Below are 19219 nucleotides of genomic sequence, written 5' to 3'. Positions count from 1 at the left end.
ATCAAATTGATACTATCTATGATTGGTGTGTAAAGAAAAATCTATAAGATAAAATATAAAACTATATGATGAAAGAAAAAAGGAGAAAATATGACAAGACAGGAACAGAAAGAAGCAAAGAAGAAAGCAATACTTGTAACAGCGCTTGAGTTGTTCGTTACGCGTGGATATTATGAAACGAAAATTACAGACATTGCGAAGGAAGTTCCAATGAGTGTGGGACTTATGTTTCATTACTTTGAATCAAAAGAGCAGTTATTGCTTGAACTTGTTAAGATGGGATATATGGCAACTAATTCTACTGATAAATTGGCGGATGTTCCACCGGAACAATATTTTGATACTTTCCTAAATGGACTATTTGCTTATGCTAAAAATGAACCTTGGGTTTTCAATATGTTTATATTAATGAATCAGGCTAGAAGAGAAGGAATGCCAGAGGAAGCAAGAGTTATTGCTCTTTCAGTTGATCAAATTGAAAAATCTGCAAAGGTTATTAGAAATGGACAGAAAGCGGGCGTATTTAGAAAGGGCGACGCTAAACTATTAGCAACTTGTTTTTGGGCATCGGTACAGGGTATTATGGAAGAGATGGCAAGTAATCCTAATATGAAAACACCAAAAGTGGAATGGATTGTATCGATTTTAAAGTAGAGATGTTTAATAAATAATTAAGGCCTAATTTGGTTCTTTTTTATTTGATAAAAATATGATTGTTGACAAATAAATATTGGAGTGATAAAATTGAAAACAGTTTTCAAATTGAAAATGAAAATTGTTTTCATTTTTTATATATGAAATATGATAAATATAGGAATAATATATTAATCGGAGGGTTGATATGGCATATAAAACAAAGCAAAGAGAAGTTTTGCTTGAGTACCTTAAGAAGAAAAAAGGAAGTCATATTACAGTTAATGATGTATGTGATTTTTTCGATAAAAAAGGCGAGAAGATTGGTCAGACCACAGTTTATAGACAGCTTGAAAAGATGGTTGATGAAGGTGTGGTTAATAAGTACATTATAGATGGTAATTCACCAGCATGCTTTGAGTATGTTGGTGAGAACAAGATGCATACTGACGGTAAAGTATGTTTTCATTGCAAATGTGAAGTATGTGGAGCACTTATTCATATGCATTGTGATGAACTAAATTCAATTAAAGGACATCTTGAAAAAGACCATGACTTTATGCTTAATCCTAAGAGAACTGTATTCTATGGTGTGTGTAAAAAGTGTCGAAGAAAGATGGCTTGAGTTAATAGCAAAATGTAACTAACTAGAATTTAAAAATAGGAATGAAATAGATATGAAAAGAATTAGTAAATTTATTAGAATAGTAAAAAGAATTATTGCAACAACTATGATTGCAACACTTGTATGTATGAATGTTACTTCTTGTGGCAAGAAGAGTATTAAGAATGACAAACTTACAATTGTAACCACAATTTTCCCAGAGTATGATTGGGTTATGAATATTCTTGGAGATAAGGCTAAGGATGCAGATGTAACATTGCTTCTTGATGATGGTGTTGACTTACATAGTTATAATCCATCGGCTGAAGATATTTTAAAGATTAAGAGTGCAGATATATTCATATATGTTGGTGGTGAATCTGATGCATGGGTTGATGATGTTTTAAAGGATAAACTTAATAAAGATATGAAGGTTGTTAATCTTTTAGATGAACTTGGTGATAGTGTTAAGGAAGAAGAAGTTGTTGAAGGCATGCAGGATGAAGAGCATAATCATGAAGATGGCGAAGATGCAGATCATGAAGATGGCGAAGATGCAGATCATGAAGATGAACACGACCACGAAGATGGCGAAGTTGAAAATGATGAGCATGTTTGGTTGTCTTTAAAGAATGCAGAAATCTTATGTAATAAAATAGAAGATGCTATTTCATCTGTTGATAAAAAGAATAAGGAAACATATGAACGTAATACAAAAGCATATACAACTTCTTTTGGTATATTAAATGTTGCATATGAGAACGTGAAAAAGGGTGGAGATGTAGATACAATTGTTGTTGCAGATAGATTCCCATTTAGATATTTAGTTGATGATTGTGGCTTGAATTATTATGCGGCATTTGCTGGATGTTCGGCGGAGAGTGAAGCAAGTTTTGAAACAATTGACTTTTTAAGTAAGAAGATTGATGAACTTTCACTTAAGTATATTTTTGTGATTGATAATAGTGATGAAAAGATTGCAAAAACTGTAATTGAAAATACAAAGAATAAAGACGTTCAGATTTTAAGACTTGATTCGATGCAGTCGGTTACTAAGAAGGACATAGAGAATGGCGCTAGTTACTTTAAGACTATGGAAGAGAATTTTGGTGAATTATCGAAGGCTCTTTTAAATGAATAAGATTTATAATATTAGTTGTTAATTTAAGAAATTGCATTTTTTCAGAATACAGGAGGCGAAGATGGCTCTTATTAAAACGAAGGATTTATCGCTTGGTTACGATAATGAAGTGATTTTGAAAAATTTGAATATTGAAGTTAATGAGGGTGATTATCTTTGCATCGTTGGAGAGAATGGCTCAGGTAAGTCGACGCTTATGAAGACTCTTCTTGGACTTATTAGTCCACAGGGGGGAGAGATTATATTAGGTGACGGTCTTAAGAAAAACGAGATTGGATACCTCCCACAGCAGACATTGGTTCAAAAGGATTTCCCTGCATCAGTTACTGAAATTGTTCTTTCTGGTTGTCAGGCGAGAATGGGACTTAGACCTTTTTATAGTAAGGCAGATAAGGAACTTGCCAAAGTAAACATGGAACGTATGGGTGTTGATAAGTTTAAGGAAAAGTCATATAGAAACTTATCTGGCGGACAGCAGCAGAGAGTACTTTTAGCGAGAGCTCTTTGTGCGACTAAAAAGTTACTTCTTTTAGATGAACCAGTTTCTGGACTTGATCCGATGGTTACTAATGAAATGTATGGCCTAATTAAGAAGCTTAATGAAGAAGGAATAACTATAATTATGATTAGTCACGACATTCATGCTGCAAGTATCTATGCAAGTCATATTCTTCATATCGGTGAGCATATGTTCTTTGGAACAAATGAGGAATATAAGAAGAGCAATATAGGTAGATTTTTCCTTAGAAAAGACTTGGTTCATAGAAACATATCAAACGATAGAAAATAATTAAAATGTTTCAAATAAAATAATATTAGAAAAGTAATTAGAATATTTCTAACGAAAAGAAATAAATAGAAGTAATAAAATATTTTAGTGAAAAATATAAGTTAGTTACAAACTGATACTAAGTAATTAATATTAATCAGATAGAGGTTAAATATGTTTGATAAGTTGTTTACGTATTTACAATATGAATATGTTATAAATGCATTTATAGTGGGAATACTTGTTGCAATATGTTCATCACTTCTTGGTGTTACACTTGTACTTAAGAGGTTTTCATTTATAGGTGATGGACTTTCGCATGTTGCATTTGGTGCAATTGCGATAGCTTTAGTTTTGAAGGTGAGCAATAACATGCTTTTGGTTTTACCTATAACTGTTATAAGTGCGGTGCTTTTGCTTAAAGGAGGAAATAATAAAAAGATTCAGGGTGATGCTGCAATTGCGATGATTTCGGTTTCGGCACTTGCTCTTGGTTATCTTTTGATGAATATATTCTCTACATCATCGAATCTTTCTGGCGATGTGTGTTCAACACTTTTTGGTTCAACATCGATGCTTACGTTAGATAGTAGCGATGTGATACTAAGTGTTGCTTTGTCGATTGTTGTTGTGGCAGTATTTGTTGTATTTTATAACAAGATATTCGCTGTGACATTTGATGAGAATTTTTCAAAAGCATGTGGAATTAATGCGCAGGGTTATAACTTGCTTATTGCTGTTTTGATTGCGGTTATTATTGTTATGGCGATGAACTTTGTGGGTTCACTTCTTATTTCTGCGCTTGTTATATTCCCAAGTGTTTCAGCAATGAGAGTGTTTAACAGCTTTAAGATGGTTACAATAAGTTCAGTGGTTATTTCTCTTATGTGTACGCTCGTGGGGCTTTGTATTGCTATTGTGGCTTCAACTCCAGTGGGTGCAACAATTGTAGCATGCGATATAGTTGCATTCATAGTATTTTGCATTATCGGAAGACTAACAAGATAGCAATTAGACCATTAGCAAGATACAAATCGATTATTTGATAAGATAGCAATTAGTCCATTAGCTAGATACAAATCAATCGCTTAATAAGATAATGACTTGATTCATAACTAAATATGAATCTACCAAATAATAAAGTATAATTGTAAAAGTGAATAAAATAATGATATAATAAAAACTGGTTGGAAATTTTTCGATCGGTTTTTATAAATTATAGGAGGATATAATAATGGAAATAAGGAGAAACTGGAAGATACTTGTAGGAATATTTATATGTGCCATTGGAATAATGTTCAATGGGAGTGTAAATGCACACGCTACAAGCCTGTATACTGAAAATAGGTTTGAAGTGATGGAGGAGATTGATAATCCTGAAAATTATAATGGCGGCTATTATGCTGGAGAAGAGAGAAATTTTACTTATAAGGTCACTCCTAAAGAAACAGGGATATATAAAATATATAGTGAAACAGATCCAGAAAAAGAAGGATATTATAATCAAAATTCTTTAAAAATATATGCATTTAATGAAAGCAAACAAGTTATTACAACTCTAGATGGTATTGGCATAGATGGTGAAAAGGTTTATGTTGAAGCAAATATATATATGGTTAAGGGAAAATCATATTATATTGGTTTTAGAACTTATGATATAGAAGGAAAATTTGTAGAAGTGACGATGAGTAAAACGAATTTTGTTGCACAACCTAAAATGAAATATCATTTTTACTTTGATACATATTTTACAGGTGATACAGAATATGTAAAAGGAAATTATTATTGGGATAATGAAAATGCTACTTTGACACTTGATAATTGTGAAATGGGACCTTGTAGAATTGGATTAAGTGCCTCTAATTTGGATAGGCCTAATGGAGAAAAATATTTTTTTGCTGTTGAGGATTTTCCGACTGTTAAAAATATAAAGGTTATATTAAAAGGGGAAAATAAGTTTATATCTCCGTTGAATGAAAGTGATGAGTATACAACAATGCTTTTCGTGAGAGGCGGGAATAGTTTAAATAATAATTACGTTAATGTTGGAATTGAATTTACTGGTGGTGGAACACTAAATATAGATCAGGATTATATAGTTGATTTGGCTGAAATTGTGGGAGATATTGTACTTAATGACATTACATTAAATATTAATTGGGAAAAATCTGCACTTCTTGGAAGAAAGGTTTTTGATACAGATTCAAATTTAAAAATTATTAATTCAACAATTAATGCTAAACTTCATTTTGGGCATGCATTGTTTGGTGCGACAGCAGATATAATAGTAGATGATAGTCAGTTTTGTATTAATGCTGTTTGGGGAGACGAATGGAAAGATAAACAGATTGCTGGTATTTTTTATGCAAATGACGAAGTGTTATTAAATAGTGGAGAATTATTAATTGCAGCAGATCCTGAGTACCTTGAGTTGCTTGAAAAAAATAAATATTGTAGTCTCGGAATGAACGAAGAAGGCGTAGAAATTAACAAGGATAAGTTCACTTTTGCTTCTGTAAATAATGTTGATATTTCCCAATTAAAATACACTTTAGAAAACACAACATATATTTATGATGGTAAGGCAAAAACACCAAAGGTAACTATACCAGGTCTTGTTGAAGGAAAACACTTCGAGGTTAAATATTCTGATAATGTTAATGTTGGAAAAGCTAAGTTTACAGTTACAGGTATTGGAATGTTTACTGGTAAAATAGAAGGTACTTTTGAAATAGCAGAAAAGTCAGTTGAAAATCAAGCGGGCGAAGATGTCAACACAGAAACTACACTTACTGATGGAAAACTACTTTACAAGATATTATTAGATGCATCAGCTGATGAAAAGACAGCTGGAAAAGTTCAGGTTGTTGGATTACAGAAAAAGAATCTTAAGAAGATTACAATAAAGGCAGTTGTTACACTTGATGGTAAGAAGTACAATGTTACATCAATTGCAGCAAATGCATTCAAGGGTAACAAAAAGATTACTAAAGTTACAATCGGAAAGAATGTTACTACTATTGGTAAAAAAGCATTCTTTGGTTGTAAGAAACTTAAGACAGTTAAGATTAACTCAAAGAAACTTAAGGTTGGTAAGAAAGCGTTTTACAGAAAGGGCGGAAAGAAGCTTACAATTAGGGTTCCAAAGAAGTTAAAGAAGAAATATAAGAAAGCTTTCAAGAAAGCAAAGACAAATAAGTTTATAGTAAAATAAGAATATCGATGAACAAGCATCGTAAAACAAACAGGCGGGAACTAAAAGTTCTCGCCTATTTGTTTTATATATTATTTTTCGTCTTTTTTATCATTAACTCTTTCACGAGCATACGCAATTTCATCTTTAAACCATTCCTCGGCTACAGAAGTAGAAGCTTCTTCATTGAAAGACAAATCAGTTGCAATTACGATGCCATCTGTATTTATTAACCACGCCTTTGCAACATGTTTGGATTGATCAAATAAAACTGCAACATGAGAGTCGTTTTGAGTAAATATTGAAACGTCAAATGACTTGTCAAATACAGTTACTGGAAATGAATATTCAAAATTGTATGACTTAGCAAGTTGTTCATAGAATAGATTCTCGTCTTTTATAAAGAAATCATCTTCGAACTTGTCTGTTTTGTAAAAAACGTCTTTTGTATCAAGACGATAGTACTTTTCATTGTTATATCGTATATAGTGATAAAAATTATTCTCGTTGCTTAGCCCAGTATCGTGATTAGTTTCGGTACGTTGTAAGTAGTAAGCCTTTCCTTTATCTTTACCATTTATCTTGTTGCCTAGATATTGTAGATAAGTTGAATTATCCTTATATAAATAAATATTTTCATAAACAGCTTTTGAGTCAGGATAAACAATATAAGACTTGTTAGTAAGATTTTTATAATCAATGCTTAGGTGATCAGCAATATCCTGTATATCCATATTGGTAAATTGGTTAAAATCTGATTCGTGATTCTCGGTTAGTTGAGCCTTAGCAAGTGCATATGGTAAGCAAAGCTCGGTCGCTAAAAATGCACACGGAAGAGAGGCTTTCTTGCTATCAGTAGGTTTATAAATGGAAACTTCGTTACCAACCTGAAATGACCAGGTGTTATCACCTAAATACTTGATGATTTCATCATCTGAGTTAAGTTCAAACAAAGGTGTGATTTCCTTTGTCTTATCTTCGTCACCTATTTTATATCTATTCACAAGATTGTTGGCTTTTTTAATACTGCTAATAACAGATAAAACTTCCTTTGAAGCTTTTGTTTTTAATAGTATGCCGTGATTCTCATTATCTAAATAATTAAAAAAGTTAGCCTGGATGGCTTCGGATTCGTTATTTGGTTCTGTTGTAAGTTCTTCTGTCGATTCTTCTGTAGAATCTAGTGTGGTCTGTTCTGTATTCGATTCAAATGTTGTAGATTCTTGATTTTCTTTAGTGGATGTATTAACAGTGGTTTGTTTTGATTTATTAGTAGAACCACAAGAAACTAAACTAACCATAAGACTAGCTGTGATCGTAAATAATATTATCTTCTTTTTCATTTTTTATCCTTCTTTTTTCTAAAAACCTTCATTTAATATCTTATTTCATTTAATTAATTATTCCATTTTATTCATCGTTCCAATGAAAATTGGAACATTAGTTTTATTATCAACAATTGCATATACAAATGGATGATCTAATTTTATATGTAAATATTTCTTTTCTTCAGGAGCACAAGATGTTTCTACAGTTCCTATTTTAGTAACTGCGGCAGCTTTTGTTCCGTTTTTATCAACTTCAATATGTGTCTTGTGAATGACACTGCTGAAATAGTAATTATTATTTTTTTTCTTATTGAACATATTGTATAAGTTTGCTTTGTTTTGATCAAAAGCATAAGGTGCACCCATGTTTTTAATTACGTTTGCCATATCAAGGCTGTAATCAAGTTCGAATTTAGGCATTGTAATAGTTACATCGCAGTCGTCTTTACAGTTCTTAATCTTGAGAGATTTAGTAAAAACATCAGGATTTTCAACTAGTTTGTTTACATAGTCGGTAGGAGATACACCTTCAGGCATTTCTATTCCAACAAATGCGTAATCATATCCGTCGTAATATTTTTTGAAAGCATTTGCTCCATTTATAGTGTAATAGTAATCTTGTCCTTCGGATAGCATATCTACTTTTGACTTGCTACCGTCGATATTTGTAAAATCTTTATTTTTTGAAATACCAGATTTTTTGAAAGGTTCTGCCCAACTTGCTTCAAATGCCATGGCGTTAATAATATACATTACAGCATCTGAATCGATTGTTTTCATTATTTTTGGAATCATCTTATGAGTATTTTTCTTAACCCACTTATTGATGTCTTTTACAGTGTTGTTATCAAAAGCAGCCTTGAAAACCTGAGCATTATGGTATTTCTTCACTTTTTTTAGAAAACGCTTTTTAACTTTGATGTCATTTCTGTTACGAATCCAGATAGAATTTGCAATATTCCACTTTACGTCCTTTTGTTTGTTCATTTTCTTAATATATCTACATAATATATTGTTCATGGACTTGGTTTTAATGCCGCCATTTATTACATTTTCAAGCTGTGTACGTGTTTTGCTACGGGCACCGTTATTCGCCATGCCAAATGCAAATATAACGGAAGTAGGTGAAATAAATACATTTTCATCCTTATCCTCAGCTTTGATAACTTCGTTTAATAACTTTAGAGATGCTGAAGTGATTTTCTTTGTATCACTTGATTTTGGTTTTTGGCCTTTGCATTTCTTAGTTTTGATATTTTGTGTTAATTTGGTTGTGTTGTTTGTATAAGTTGCACCTGCACATAATGTATTAAACATAAATACGAAAACGAGGCACAGAGTAATAATTCTCTTCTTAATCATCATACTCCTCCTAAATATAAACATATACATATATATTATAACTCAAATTTATGTAAAAAGGTGTGTTAATTTCCGTTATAAAAATATTGACATACAAAATTAATAGGCGTAAAAACGTAATATTTATAGACAGTTTCCAGTTCGGGCAGTTGACATAAGAAAGGAAAAGGCATACATTCGAAATAAAAACTCGGACATTTAACATAATAATCCGGACATTTGGTAGTAAAATGTATGATGTTATAGAATATGTTTCATTTTCAAATTAGGGTAAAATTACCCTAATTTGAAAATGAGAATAAAATTATAAAGATAAATAAGTATGTAAATAGGAATAAGAAATGGCTTAAAACAAAGAAAAATTCATATTTTGTTGAAGAAAAACTATAGTTGACTTTATTTTCAAAAAAGGGTAAAATTACCCTAAATTGAAAATAGAATCAAAATAGAGCATTGAAAATAAGCTATAAAACAGAAAAAGGAGGGGGGCACATGATGCTAATAGAGAGAAATAAATATTTAAATAGAATGATAGATCATAAACATAACAATAGAATAAAAATAATAACAGGAATTAGAAGATGTGGTAAGTCATACCTTTTAAATGAGTTATTTAAAAATCATTTGATAGAAGAAGGTGTGAAAGAAAATCATATTATTCAGCTGGCGCTTGATGATATTAAGTATAAGAAATTAAGAGTTGCAGATGAATGTTATAATTATATAGTCGAAAAAATTGATGAGAATAGTGATAAGATATATTATGTTTTGATAGATGAAGTTCAGATGTTAGAGGATTTTGTAGATGTATTAAACGGATTGTTACACTTGAAGAATGTTGATGTATATGTAACAGGAAGTAATTCTAAATTCTTGTCTAAAGATGTTGCGACTGAGTTTAGAGGAAGAGGCGATGAGATACGCATGTTTCCGTTGAGCTTTTCTGAATATTATAAAGCATATATTGATATAGAAAAAAAGAAATTGGATAATAAAAATGGAGAAATGGGAATTGCGGATTATGCAAGATTGACTCCAGATTCTGTTTGGGCTGATTATTGCACATATGGAGGATTGCCATATATTTTGGAACTAGATACAGATGAAGATAAGATGATGTATTTAAAAAATCTATGTGTTGAAACATATATTAGAGATATTGTTGAAAGAAATAAAGTTAAGAATGTCGCAGAGCTGGATTCGTTAGTTGATATTATTGCCTCTGGAATAGGAACACTTACTAATGCTCAGAAAATTGTGAATACATATGCTTCTAATGAGAATGTAAAAATTTCGGTACCTACTATAAAAAAATATATTGAATATTTGCAGGATGCATTTTTTATTAGTGAGGCTAAACGTTATGATATTAAAGGAAGAAAGTATATTGGAGCACCAGTGAAATATTATTTTGAGGATATAGGTCTTCGTAATGCTAGAGTGAATTTTAGACAGCATGAGGAAACGCATATCATGGAGAATATCATTTATAATGAACTTAGATATAGAGGATATGCAGTAGATGTTGGGCAAGTGAATATAAGAGAACGAGAAAAAGATAAATTAAGAAAAAAACAACTTGAAATTGATTTTGTTGTAAATAAAGGTGATAAGAAATGTTATATTCAGTCGGCATATTCGATACCTGATGAAGACAAGATGAAACAAGAAACTAAATCATTGATAAATACAGGGGACTCTTTTAAAAAGATTATTATTACAAAAGATTATGTGAATAAAAAAGTGTTTGAAAATGGAATAGTAATGATTGGGCTTATGGACTTTCTTATTGAAGAAGATAGTTTATTTTTTTAGTAGTTTCTTTACTTGAGGAATTTTTTGAGCCACATGCTACTATATTAAAAGCTAGCACACAGGCTAATCCCGTTATTAAAATTCTTTTCTTCATAACTCCACCTTCTTTTTCATGTTTTAAATTACTATTTGCGTAATTCGTGTTCAGTTTACTAAAAATATGGAAATGTGTCAATTTTTATAATGATTTGTATAATATAGTGTAAAAAATTCAGACATTGAACATAAAAAGTCGTACATTTGAAATATAAACTCGGACATTTAACATATAAATCCGGACATTCGATAGTAAAATGTATGATTTTGTGATAAAATATAAATGCAAACATATACAACGTGTAATTATTTTGGAAGAATAATTATAGAAATGTGAAAGGAAAAGAAGAGATAGGAAGATGACCAAAGAGTTTATGGATAAACTCCTAGATTCAGGAGAGGGTTATACAATTGAATATAAGGAAAATACGAATGAATTAAGTAAAAGTGTGTTTGAAACAGTGTGTGCTTTTAGTAATAGATATGGTGGGCATATATTGTTAGGGGTTAAAGAAATTGAGAGAGATGGACACAAGGTAGGAGAGGTTGTCGGTGTAGACAAAGATAAGATTTACGATATGAAAAGAAATTTTATTGATGTTGTTAATAATACAAATAAGTTTAATCCTACTTTATATTTGGAATTAGAAGAATTTAATTATGATGAAAAAACTATTTTGTGGACTTATGTTCCGGCGACATCACAACTATGTTTTTGCAATAAGAAAGTATATGATAGAAATGGTGATGCTGATCAGAATGTTACAAGTAAAACTATAAGAATGGGCGAAATCATATCGCGTAAGTCTGCAGATTATTATGAGAGTAGAGTATTGCCTTATGTTGAAGAATCAGATTTAAAAATGGAGCTAATGGATAAAGTTAGAAAGTTCGCACAAGCTAATAATTCGGTTCATCCATGGAAGACTATGTCTGATATGGATATTATGCGTAGTGCTGGTTTGTATGTTGAAAATAAAAACACTGGAGAACGTGGTTTTACTTTAGCTGCTGTTTTGCTTCTTGGAAAGCCTGAGGTAATAAAATCATGTATGCCATATTATAGGGTAGATGCTATATATCGTGTTGAAAATGTAGATAGATATGATGACAGATTGATTATTGAAGATAATCTTATAGAAGCATATGATAAATTAATAGAGTTTTGTATAAAACATATGGATGATAGATTTGTATTAGATAAAGATTTGAGAGTTGATGCAAGATCTTGGATTGTACGTGAGGTAGTTGCTAACTTATTGATTCATAGGGATTATTCTAATGCCTATCCAGCAAGATTGGTGATTGAGAAGAGTATGCTTTGGACAGAGAACTGGAGCAAGTCTAGGTTTAATGGAAAACTTGACTTTAATACATATGTTCCTTATCCGAAGAATCCTTTGATAGCTAATTTCTTTGTAAATATTGGCCGCGCAGATACACTAGGATCTGGTTTTAGAAATCTAAATAAATATACAAAACTATATTCAAATTCTGAACCGGAATTGGTAGAAGGTGATGTGTTTAAAACAAAAATACCATTGATTAAGACGACTTATAGTGATTATTTGTCAGAGAAAAATATGAGATACGATTATTTATCAGAAGTTGATATTCCAGAATATAGGAATAATCAAAAGATATCTAGAGAAATGTTTGAGTCAATTTATAAAAAATATTCATATAACAAAACCGTGATTTCTAATATGGATAAGATATTTAAAGAGATTGATGAAGGACAAGTCTTTGGAAGTTCTGACATTGTTTCTATTCTTGGATGCGCAAGATCAACAGCAGCTGAACTTCTTAGAAGACTTCGAGAGATGGGTGTTGTTGTGGAAGTTAAAGGACAGGGCAAAGGAAAGTGTAGGTTTGTTTATGTTGGGGAGGTACGCTAACCACAAATTCCAATCAAAATCCCAAACAACCCAACATTAAACCATAACAAGAAACTAAAAATAAATAATGTTATAAATTTGTTAGAAAAAACACTATATATTTATCGTTAAATGTATAGTAAATTAAACATAGATGTGGTATAATGAACGTTACATCGGGACGAGAAAAAAGTCTTGATATTTAGGAAAGAAGAGAACTAAAATTAATCAGATTTATAATCAAAAATTGAAATAGATAAAAAGAAAAACAAAGTATTTAAGATGAAAAAATAAGAGCGAGAAAAGAAGGTATTTTAAGATAAAGGGTTAAGTGTGAAATGTTGTTTGATTCACACTGTGGGTGAGAAATAATGGCGGATTTAAATAAGAAAGATGAGAGGGGCTTTGTGCGCGCTCTTATAGATGATTTTATAATACCTCAGAGAGTAAAAGTATTACTTGTTATTTATGATATTGTAGTAGTTAGTTTAGCGTATTTTTTTGCATTACTTGTACGCTTTGATTTTTCAATAGGAAGTATAGATAGGGGATACCTTGTGGCGTGGGCTATATTCTTGCCTTATAACGCTTTTATTAGTGTTGTCGCAATCTGGTATTTCAGACTGTACAATTGTGTTATGAAGTATGTAGGAACCATAGAAATGCTTAGAGGCATGGCGGCAGCAGGCGTAGTGGGTTTGGTACATACTTTTTTGATTACAGTATTTGTTAAAAGAATGCCTATAACATACTATGTTTTAGGTACGATGTTCTGGTACATCCTAGTAATCTGGGCAAGACTTATGTTTAGATTTATGGAGACTATGGGTCTTAGAAAGATTCAGAGTACTACGGATGCTAAGCATGTCATGATTATAGGTGGTGGTGATGCTGGTAACATGATACTTAGAGAACTTGTTACATCATCACATATTAAAGAAAAACCAGTTTGTATTATTGATGATGATAGAGATAAGTGGATGAAGTATGTAGGTGATGTTCAGGTCGTAGGTGGTAGAGATGAAATTTTAGCAAATGTTGAGAAATTTGGAATTAAGAAAATCTACATTGCGATGCCATCAGCAAGTAAGCAGGACATTAGAGACATAATTACAATATGTAGTGAAACAAAGTGTGAAATTAAAACACTTCCAGCCATGTATAAGATAGCCGATGGTTCAATTGAAATAAAAGACATGAAGGATGTGGGCGTTGAGGATTTGCTGGGAAGAGATCAGGTTCAGGTAAATATGGACGAAATCTACGACATGATATCTGGAAAGAATGTATTAATAACAGGCGGTGGTGGATCAATCGGTAGTGAAATTGCACTTCAGGTATCACGCCATAATCCAAAGACATTAATTATATTAGATATATATGAAAATAATGCTTATGCTATACAGCAGAAGATTAAAATGGAGAATCCAAATTGTAACCTTGTAGTACTTATAGGTTCAGTAAGAGATAGTAGAAGACTTGACGATGTGTTTAGAAAGTACAGACCTGACATAGTATATCATGCAGCAGCACATAAGCATGTACCACTTATGGAAGATAGCCCATGTGAAGCCATCAAGAATAATGTAATTGGTACATATAAAACAGCATATGCTGCCATGACGTACGGGGTAAAAAGATTTGTACTTATCAGTACGGACAAAGCAGTTAATCCAACAAATGTCATGGGGGCAAGTAAGAGACTATGTGAACTTGTAATCCAGACATTTGATAAGATGATTAAGCAAGGTAGGGAAAGTGAAATCCCTCAGCTTTGCACTCACTATGAAGCAGGTAATACTAAGTTATATCATCTTGAGAATGAAATCAAAACAGAGTTCGTTGCAGTTAGATTCGGTAACGTACTTGGTAGTAATGGTTCAGTTATTCCGCTCTTTAAGGAGCAAATACATAAGGGCGGTCCAGTAACGGTTACACATCCTGACATCATAAGATACTTTATGACAATTCCAGAAGCTGCATCACTTGTGCTTCAGGCAGGATGCTATGCAAAGGGTGGAGAAATCTTTATTCTTGATATGGGTGAACCAGTTAAGATAGTAGATTTAGCAAGAAACTTAATTAAGTTATCAGGATTTGAACCTGATGTGGATATTAAGATAGAATACGTAGGTCTTCGTCCTGGTGAAAAACTTTATGAAGAAAAACTTATGGATGAAGAAGGTTTAACAAGAACACCAAACAAATTAATTCATATCGCAAAACCAATTTATATTTCAGAAGATAGATTCTTATCTGATCTTGCAGACTTAATGGTAGTTGCATATCAGGATACAGATGCGATAAGAGTTATGGTATCAGATATGGTTGATACATTCAGACCATCTAATGTTATACCGGGTGATTTGATTAAGCAGTATAGAACGGAAGTAAATTGTATACTTGGAAAATAAAATAATTAGGATATAAAAATGGAAAAGAGAAATATAGCATTTAGTCCACCGGATATTAGTGAACTTGAAATTGAAGAAGTGATACAAACTTTAAAATCTGGTTGGATTACAACGGGACCTAGAGTTAAAGAATTAGAAAAGAAAATTGCAGATTATTGTCATACATCTAAAGCGGTTTGCCTTAATTCAGCAACAGCCGCTGAGGAATTGAATTTTAGAATATGTGGTATAGGTGAAGGAGATGAAGTGATTGTTCCTGCTTATACTTATACAGCAACTGCAGCAGCAGCTATTCATTGTGGAGCCAAAGTTGTTTTTGTAGATAGTAAAAAGAATTCCACAGAAATGGATTATGATAAGGTTGCTGAAGCAATTACAGAAAAAACAAAAGCTATAGTTGCGGTAGATATAGCTGGAATTATAGCTGACTATGATAAATTATATGAGGTGGTTGAAAGTAAGAAAGATTTATTTGTTCCAGGTGGTAATACTGACTTGGGTAGAAGAATTCAATCAGCTCTTGGAAGAGTATTAGTTTTTGCAGATGGCGCACATTCATTTGGCGCAAGTAGAAATGGAAAAATGGCAGGAGAAATTGCTGATTTTACAGATTTTTCTTTCCATGCGGTTAAGAATTTTACTACAGCAGAAGGTGGTGCAACAACGTGGAGAGACATACCTGGAATTGATAATGAAGAAATGTATCATCAGTATCAGTTGTATAGTCTTCACGGACAAAGTAAAGATGCACTTGCTAAAACAAAAGTTGGTGCTTGGGAATATGATATCGTTGGACCTTGGTATAAATGTAATATGACGGATATTATGGCGGCGATTGGATTGAAACAATTCGAGCGTTATCCAGAGATGTTGAAGAAACGAAAAGAGATTATAAAAAAATATGATGAAATGTGTGATGGATTAGGAGTATATCATTTGCAGCATTACACTGATTATGGAATTTCTTCAGGACATCTATATTTAACTAGAGTACCTGGTATAAATGATGAAATTAGAAGAGAAATAATTATAAAACTTGCAGAACGTGGAGTTAATACTAATGTTCATTATAAACCACTTCCTATGATGACAGCATATAAGCAGATGGGATGGGATATTAAGGATTTTCCAAATGCATATGATTATTATAGTAATTTAATTACGTTACCATTGCATACAAATTTAAGTGATGAAGATGTTGATTATGTGATTAAGAATTTTGATGAAGTGGTTCGAGAATATATCTAAGGAATGGTGCTTATAGTATGGTACTTCGAAGCTGGGAAAATCTTCCTGAATTTATGAAGTGTGATGAAGTGAAAGAGTATTATGATATTCTTTCAAGGAAAAAAGGATCGCTTATTCTTAAGCGGTTTTTTGATGTGTTTATAGCAATGATCATGTTGATTCTTTTAGCTATACCAATGATAATAATAGCAATCATGATAAAATTGGATTCAAAAGGTCCGGTTTTTTATCGTCAAGAAAGAATTACAACCTATGGGAAAAAATTTAGAATACATAAATTTAGAACTATGGTAAATAATGCTGATAAAATAGGGTCGGCTGTAACTGTAGGTGGAGATGCAAGAATTACAAATGTAGGGAGAAAACTACGTGATTTACGTTTGGACGAATTACCACAGTTATTAGATGTGTTGTCAGGGGATATGAGTTTTGTAGGTACGAGACCAGAAGCTACAAAATATGTAAAAAGGTATACTAAAGAAATGTATGCAACATTATTATTGCCAGCTGGAATAACATCTGAAGCAAGTATAAGATATAAGGATGAAGCTAAACTATTGGATGTTGCTGATGATGTAGATAGGGTATATGTAGATGAAATCCTTCCTAAAAAAATGAAGTTTAATTTGCAGAGTTTAAAAGAGTTTTGTTTTTTAGGAGAGATTGCAACAATATTTAGGACAGCTTTTGCTGTTTTAGGGAAAGAGTATTAATGTAATTGGAGAAAAATATGGAATATAAATATCCTTTCGTAAGTGTTATACTTCCGACATATAATGAAGAAAAGTATATAAAGTGCTGTATTCAATCTTTGATTAATCAAACATATCCTTTAGAATATATGGAATGGATAATTATAGATGGAAATTCAACAGATAGAACACGAGATATTATTAATGAATTTATAGATTATTATCCAATTAAATTAATTATGAATTTTGAAAGAAAAACACCTATATCTTTAAATATGGGAATCAAGGCATCTAAAGGGCAATATATTATACGTTTTGATGCGCATGCTAGTTTTCCGATAGATTATATTGATAAGTGTGTGAGATGTTTAAAAGATACAAGTGCTGAAAATGTGGGAGGATGGATAGAAACTAGAGCAGAGGGGTTTATTGGGAAATCCATAGCAAAAATGTTATCTTCAAAATTTGGGGTTGGAGCGTCTTCTTTTCGGGTAGAAAAGAAATCGGGATACGTTGATACAGTTCCATTTGGTGCTTTTAAGCGAGAAGTATTTGATGATATAGGGTTTTTTAATGAAGAATTACTTAGAAGTGAAGATAATGATATTAATGCAAGGATAAAAGAAAATGGTGGAAAAGTTTTTATTTCAGAAGAAATACATTCCACGTATTATTGTAGGGATACGATTTTCGCAGTTCTTAAACAGGGTTTACAAAATGGAAATGCATTGTTTTGGACTATGAGAGTTAATCCTAGAGCGATGAAAATACGACATTTTATTCCTTTTTTATTCTTATTATCAATAGTTTTTTTACCTTTGATTTGCTTTGCTTTTCCGGTTGCTTCTTGGGTATTAAAAATGGAGTTGGTATGTTATTTCCTTTTGGATTTTTATTATTCTTTTGTAGAAGGAGATAGAAAACAGGGGTTTGTAACGGTATGGTTATTTTTTTTGTTTCATATTAGCTATGGTATTGGGTCGTTTTTAGGATTAGTGAATATAAAAATATATTGAGGTTGTAGTAAATGGTTATTCTTCATATAGCAGCAATAGAAAATAATTATTTTAACGGTGTATGTGTAGCAGTTCCTCAGCATGTTATTTCACAGAAAGAATATGCTGAAGTTGGTTTTATTAATATTAAAAATATTAAGATTGAAGAATTAAAGCAATATCAAGAATTACAAATGGAATATATTAAACCGTTTGATATTAAACGGTTGCGAAAACCATTTGACAAGCCAGATATTGTTGTTTTTCATGAATGTTATCGTACAGATTATTTGATGATAGCAAGAAATCTGAAAAAAAATGGTATTATGTATATTGATATACCACATGGTGAGTTGAGACTTGAAGCACAACAAAAAAAACACATAAAGAAAATTATAGCAAATGCGTTATTGTTTAATAATTTTATTAACCATGCGTTAGCTATTCAGTGCCTTTCTCAAGCAGAGATGGAAGCAACAAATTTTGGAAAGAAAAAGATTATTGGAACAAACGGAATAATGATACCAATAGAAAAAAAATGTTCGTTTAGTGAAGATGGAGTTAAATTTATCTATATTGGACGGTATGAATGGAAGGTTAAGGGGTTAGATTTGTTGTTTGATGCAATTAAGATTAAAGCTGAATACCTTCGTGAGAAACATGTGAAATTTGAGTTATACGGCCCTGATGTTTTAGGGCGTTTTGCTCAGGTGACTAAGTTGGTTAAAGATAATCAAATTGAAGATATTGTATCATTAAACTATGAAATATATGGAAATGAAAAGAAAGAAAGATTGTTGAATTCGGATATATTTATTCAAACATCAAGGCATGAAGGAATGCCGTTAGGCATATTAGAGGCAATGAGTTATGGAATTCCTTGTGTTGTATCGGAAGGGACAAATCTAGGTGAGGAAATTAGTAAAAATAGCGCAGGATGGTGTTGTAAGAATTCATCTGAAGATATTGCTAAATGTATTGTGAGAGCAGTAGAAAATAAGCGATTGTTAGACGAATATGGAAGTAACGGAAGAAAGCTTATTAATGCTCGTTTTGTATGGAAAGAAGTGTCAAAAGATACAATTTCTAAGTATAAAGAATTATTAAGGTGA

15 protein-coding genes are annotated in these 19219 nt (G+C 31.7%); 13 read left to right on the top strand and 2 right to left on the bottom strand.

The annotated features are described in order from the left end of the window. The first annotated feature begins 90 nt into the window (after positions 1-90). The 6 genes from B5D16_RS03675 (at position 91) to B5D16_RS03650 (ending at position 6361) form a co-directional block, all read left to right on the top strand. A complete protein-coding gene (locus tag B5D16_RS03675) occupies positions 91-654 on the top strand; it encodes a TetR/AcrR family transcriptional regulator (protein WP_078765620.1) in 564 nt (187 codons plus the stop codon). A 187-nt stretch (positions 655-841) separates the two neighbouring features. Further along, positions 842-1258 (top strand): Fur family transcriptional regulator, encoded by a 417-nt coding sequence (locus B5D16_RS03670; protein WP_078765619.1) that lies wholly within the window; start codon positions 842-844, stop codon positions 1256-1258. 52 nt (positions 1259-1310) lie between these two features. Beyond that, positions 1311-2378 carry a metal ABC transporter substrate-binding protein gene (locus B5D16_RS03665; RefSeq protein ID WP_078765618.1) on the top strand — a complete coding sequence of 356 codons (1068 nt, stop codon included), beginning with the start codon at positions 1311-1313 and terminating at the stop codon, positions 2376-2378. 61 nt (positions 2379-2439) lie between these two features. After that, positions 2440-3168, top strand: coding sequence for a metal ABC transporter ATP-binding protein (locus B5D16_RS03660; protein ID WP_078765617.1), 729 nt, complete (start codon positions 2440-2442; stop codon positions 3166-3168). Between the two features lie 153 nt (positions 3169-3321). Beyond that, positions 3322-4155, top strand: a complete 834-nt coding sequence (locus tag B5D16_RS03655; RefSeq protein WP_078765616.1) for a metal ABC transporter permease — start codon at positions 3322-3324, stop codon at positions 4153-4155. A 226-nt stretch (positions 4156-4381) separates the two neighbouring features. After that, a complete protein-coding gene (locus B5D16_RS03650; protein ID WP_078765615.1) occupies positions 4382-6361 on the top strand; it encodes a leucine-rich repeat protein in 1980 nt (659 codons plus the stop codon). Positions 6362-6432: 71 nt separating this feature from the next. On the opposite strand, the gene B5D16_RS03645 is transcribed toward B5D16_RS03650, so the two are convergent. Both B5D16_RS03645 and B5D16_RS03640 read right to left on the bottom strand, forming a co-directional pair. Then, a complete protein-coding gene (locus B5D16_RS03645; RefSeq protein WP_078765614.1) occupies positions 6433-7683 on the bottom strand; it encodes a hypothetical protein in 1251 nt (416 codons plus the stop codon). Between the two features lie 57 nt (positions 7684-7740). Continuing rightward, the gene (locus B5D16_RS03640; RefSeq protein WP_159444273.1) at positions 7741-9030 is read right to left on the bottom strand and encodes a serpin family protein; all 1290 of its coding nucleotides are present in this window, start codon (positions 9028-9030) and stop codon (positions 7741-7743) included. Between the two features lie 495 nt (positions 9031-9525). Between B5D16_RS03640 and B5D16_RS03635 the strand changes: the two genes are divergently transcribed. The 7 genes from B5D16_RS03635 (at position 9526) to B5D16_RS03605 (ending at position 19219) form a co-directional block, all read left to right on the top strand. After that, a complete protein-coding gene (locus tag B5D16_RS03635; RefSeq protein ID WP_078765724.1) occupies positions 9526-10845 on the top strand; it encodes an ATP-binding protein in 1320 nt (439 codons plus the stop codon). Between the two features lie 410 nt (positions 10846-11255). Beyond that, positions 11256-12779, top strand: coding sequence for an AlbA family DNA-binding domain-containing protein (locus tag B5D16_RS03630; RefSeq protein ID WP_159444272.1), 1524 nt, complete (start codon positions 11256-11258; stop codon positions 12777-12779). A gap of 350 nt (positions 12780-13129) precedes the next feature. Further along, on the top strand, positions 13130-15172 hold the full coding sequence (locus B5D16_RS03625) for a nucleoside-diphosphate sugar epimerase/dehydratase (RefSeq protein WP_078765611.1): 2043 nt from the start codon (positions 13130-13132) through the stop codon (positions 15170-15172). An 18-nt stretch (positions 15173-15190) separates the two neighbouring features. Continuing rightward, positions 15191-16420: a DegT/DnrJ/EryC1/StrS family aminotransferase gene (locus B5D16_RS03620; RefSeq protein ID WP_078765610.1), complete on the top strand. Its 1230-nt coding sequence runs from the start codon at positions 15191-15193 to the stop codon at positions 16418-16420. A 53-nt stretch (positions 16421-16473) separates the two neighbouring features. Further along, complete coding sequence (locus B5D16_RS03615; protein ID WP_242942978.1) at positions 16474-17133, top strand: sugar transferase; 660 nt, start codon at positions 16474-16476, stop codon at positions 17131-17133. Positions 17134-17150: 17 nt separating this feature from the next. Further along, a complete protein-coding gene (locus B5D16_RS03610) occupies positions 17151-18128 on the top strand; it encodes a glycosyltransferase family 2 protein (RefSeq protein ID WP_078765608.1) in 978 nt (325 codons plus the stop codon). Positions 18129-18139: 11 nt separating this feature from the next. Further along, positions 18140-19219: a glycosyltransferase gene (locus B5D16_RS03605; RefSeq protein ID WP_078765607.1), complete on the top strand. Its 1080-nt coding sequence runs from the start codon at positions 18140-18142 to the stop codon at positions 19217-19219.

The organism is Eubacterium uniforme, from assembly GCF_900167115.1.
Taxonomy (GTDB): domain Bacteria; phylum Bacillota; class Clostridia; order Lachnospirales; family Lachnospiraceae; genus Eubacterium_S; species Eubacterium_S uniforme.
The sequence above is the reverse complement of the archived record's forward strand: the minus strand, read 5'-3'. Positions and strand labels throughout refer to the sequence as shown.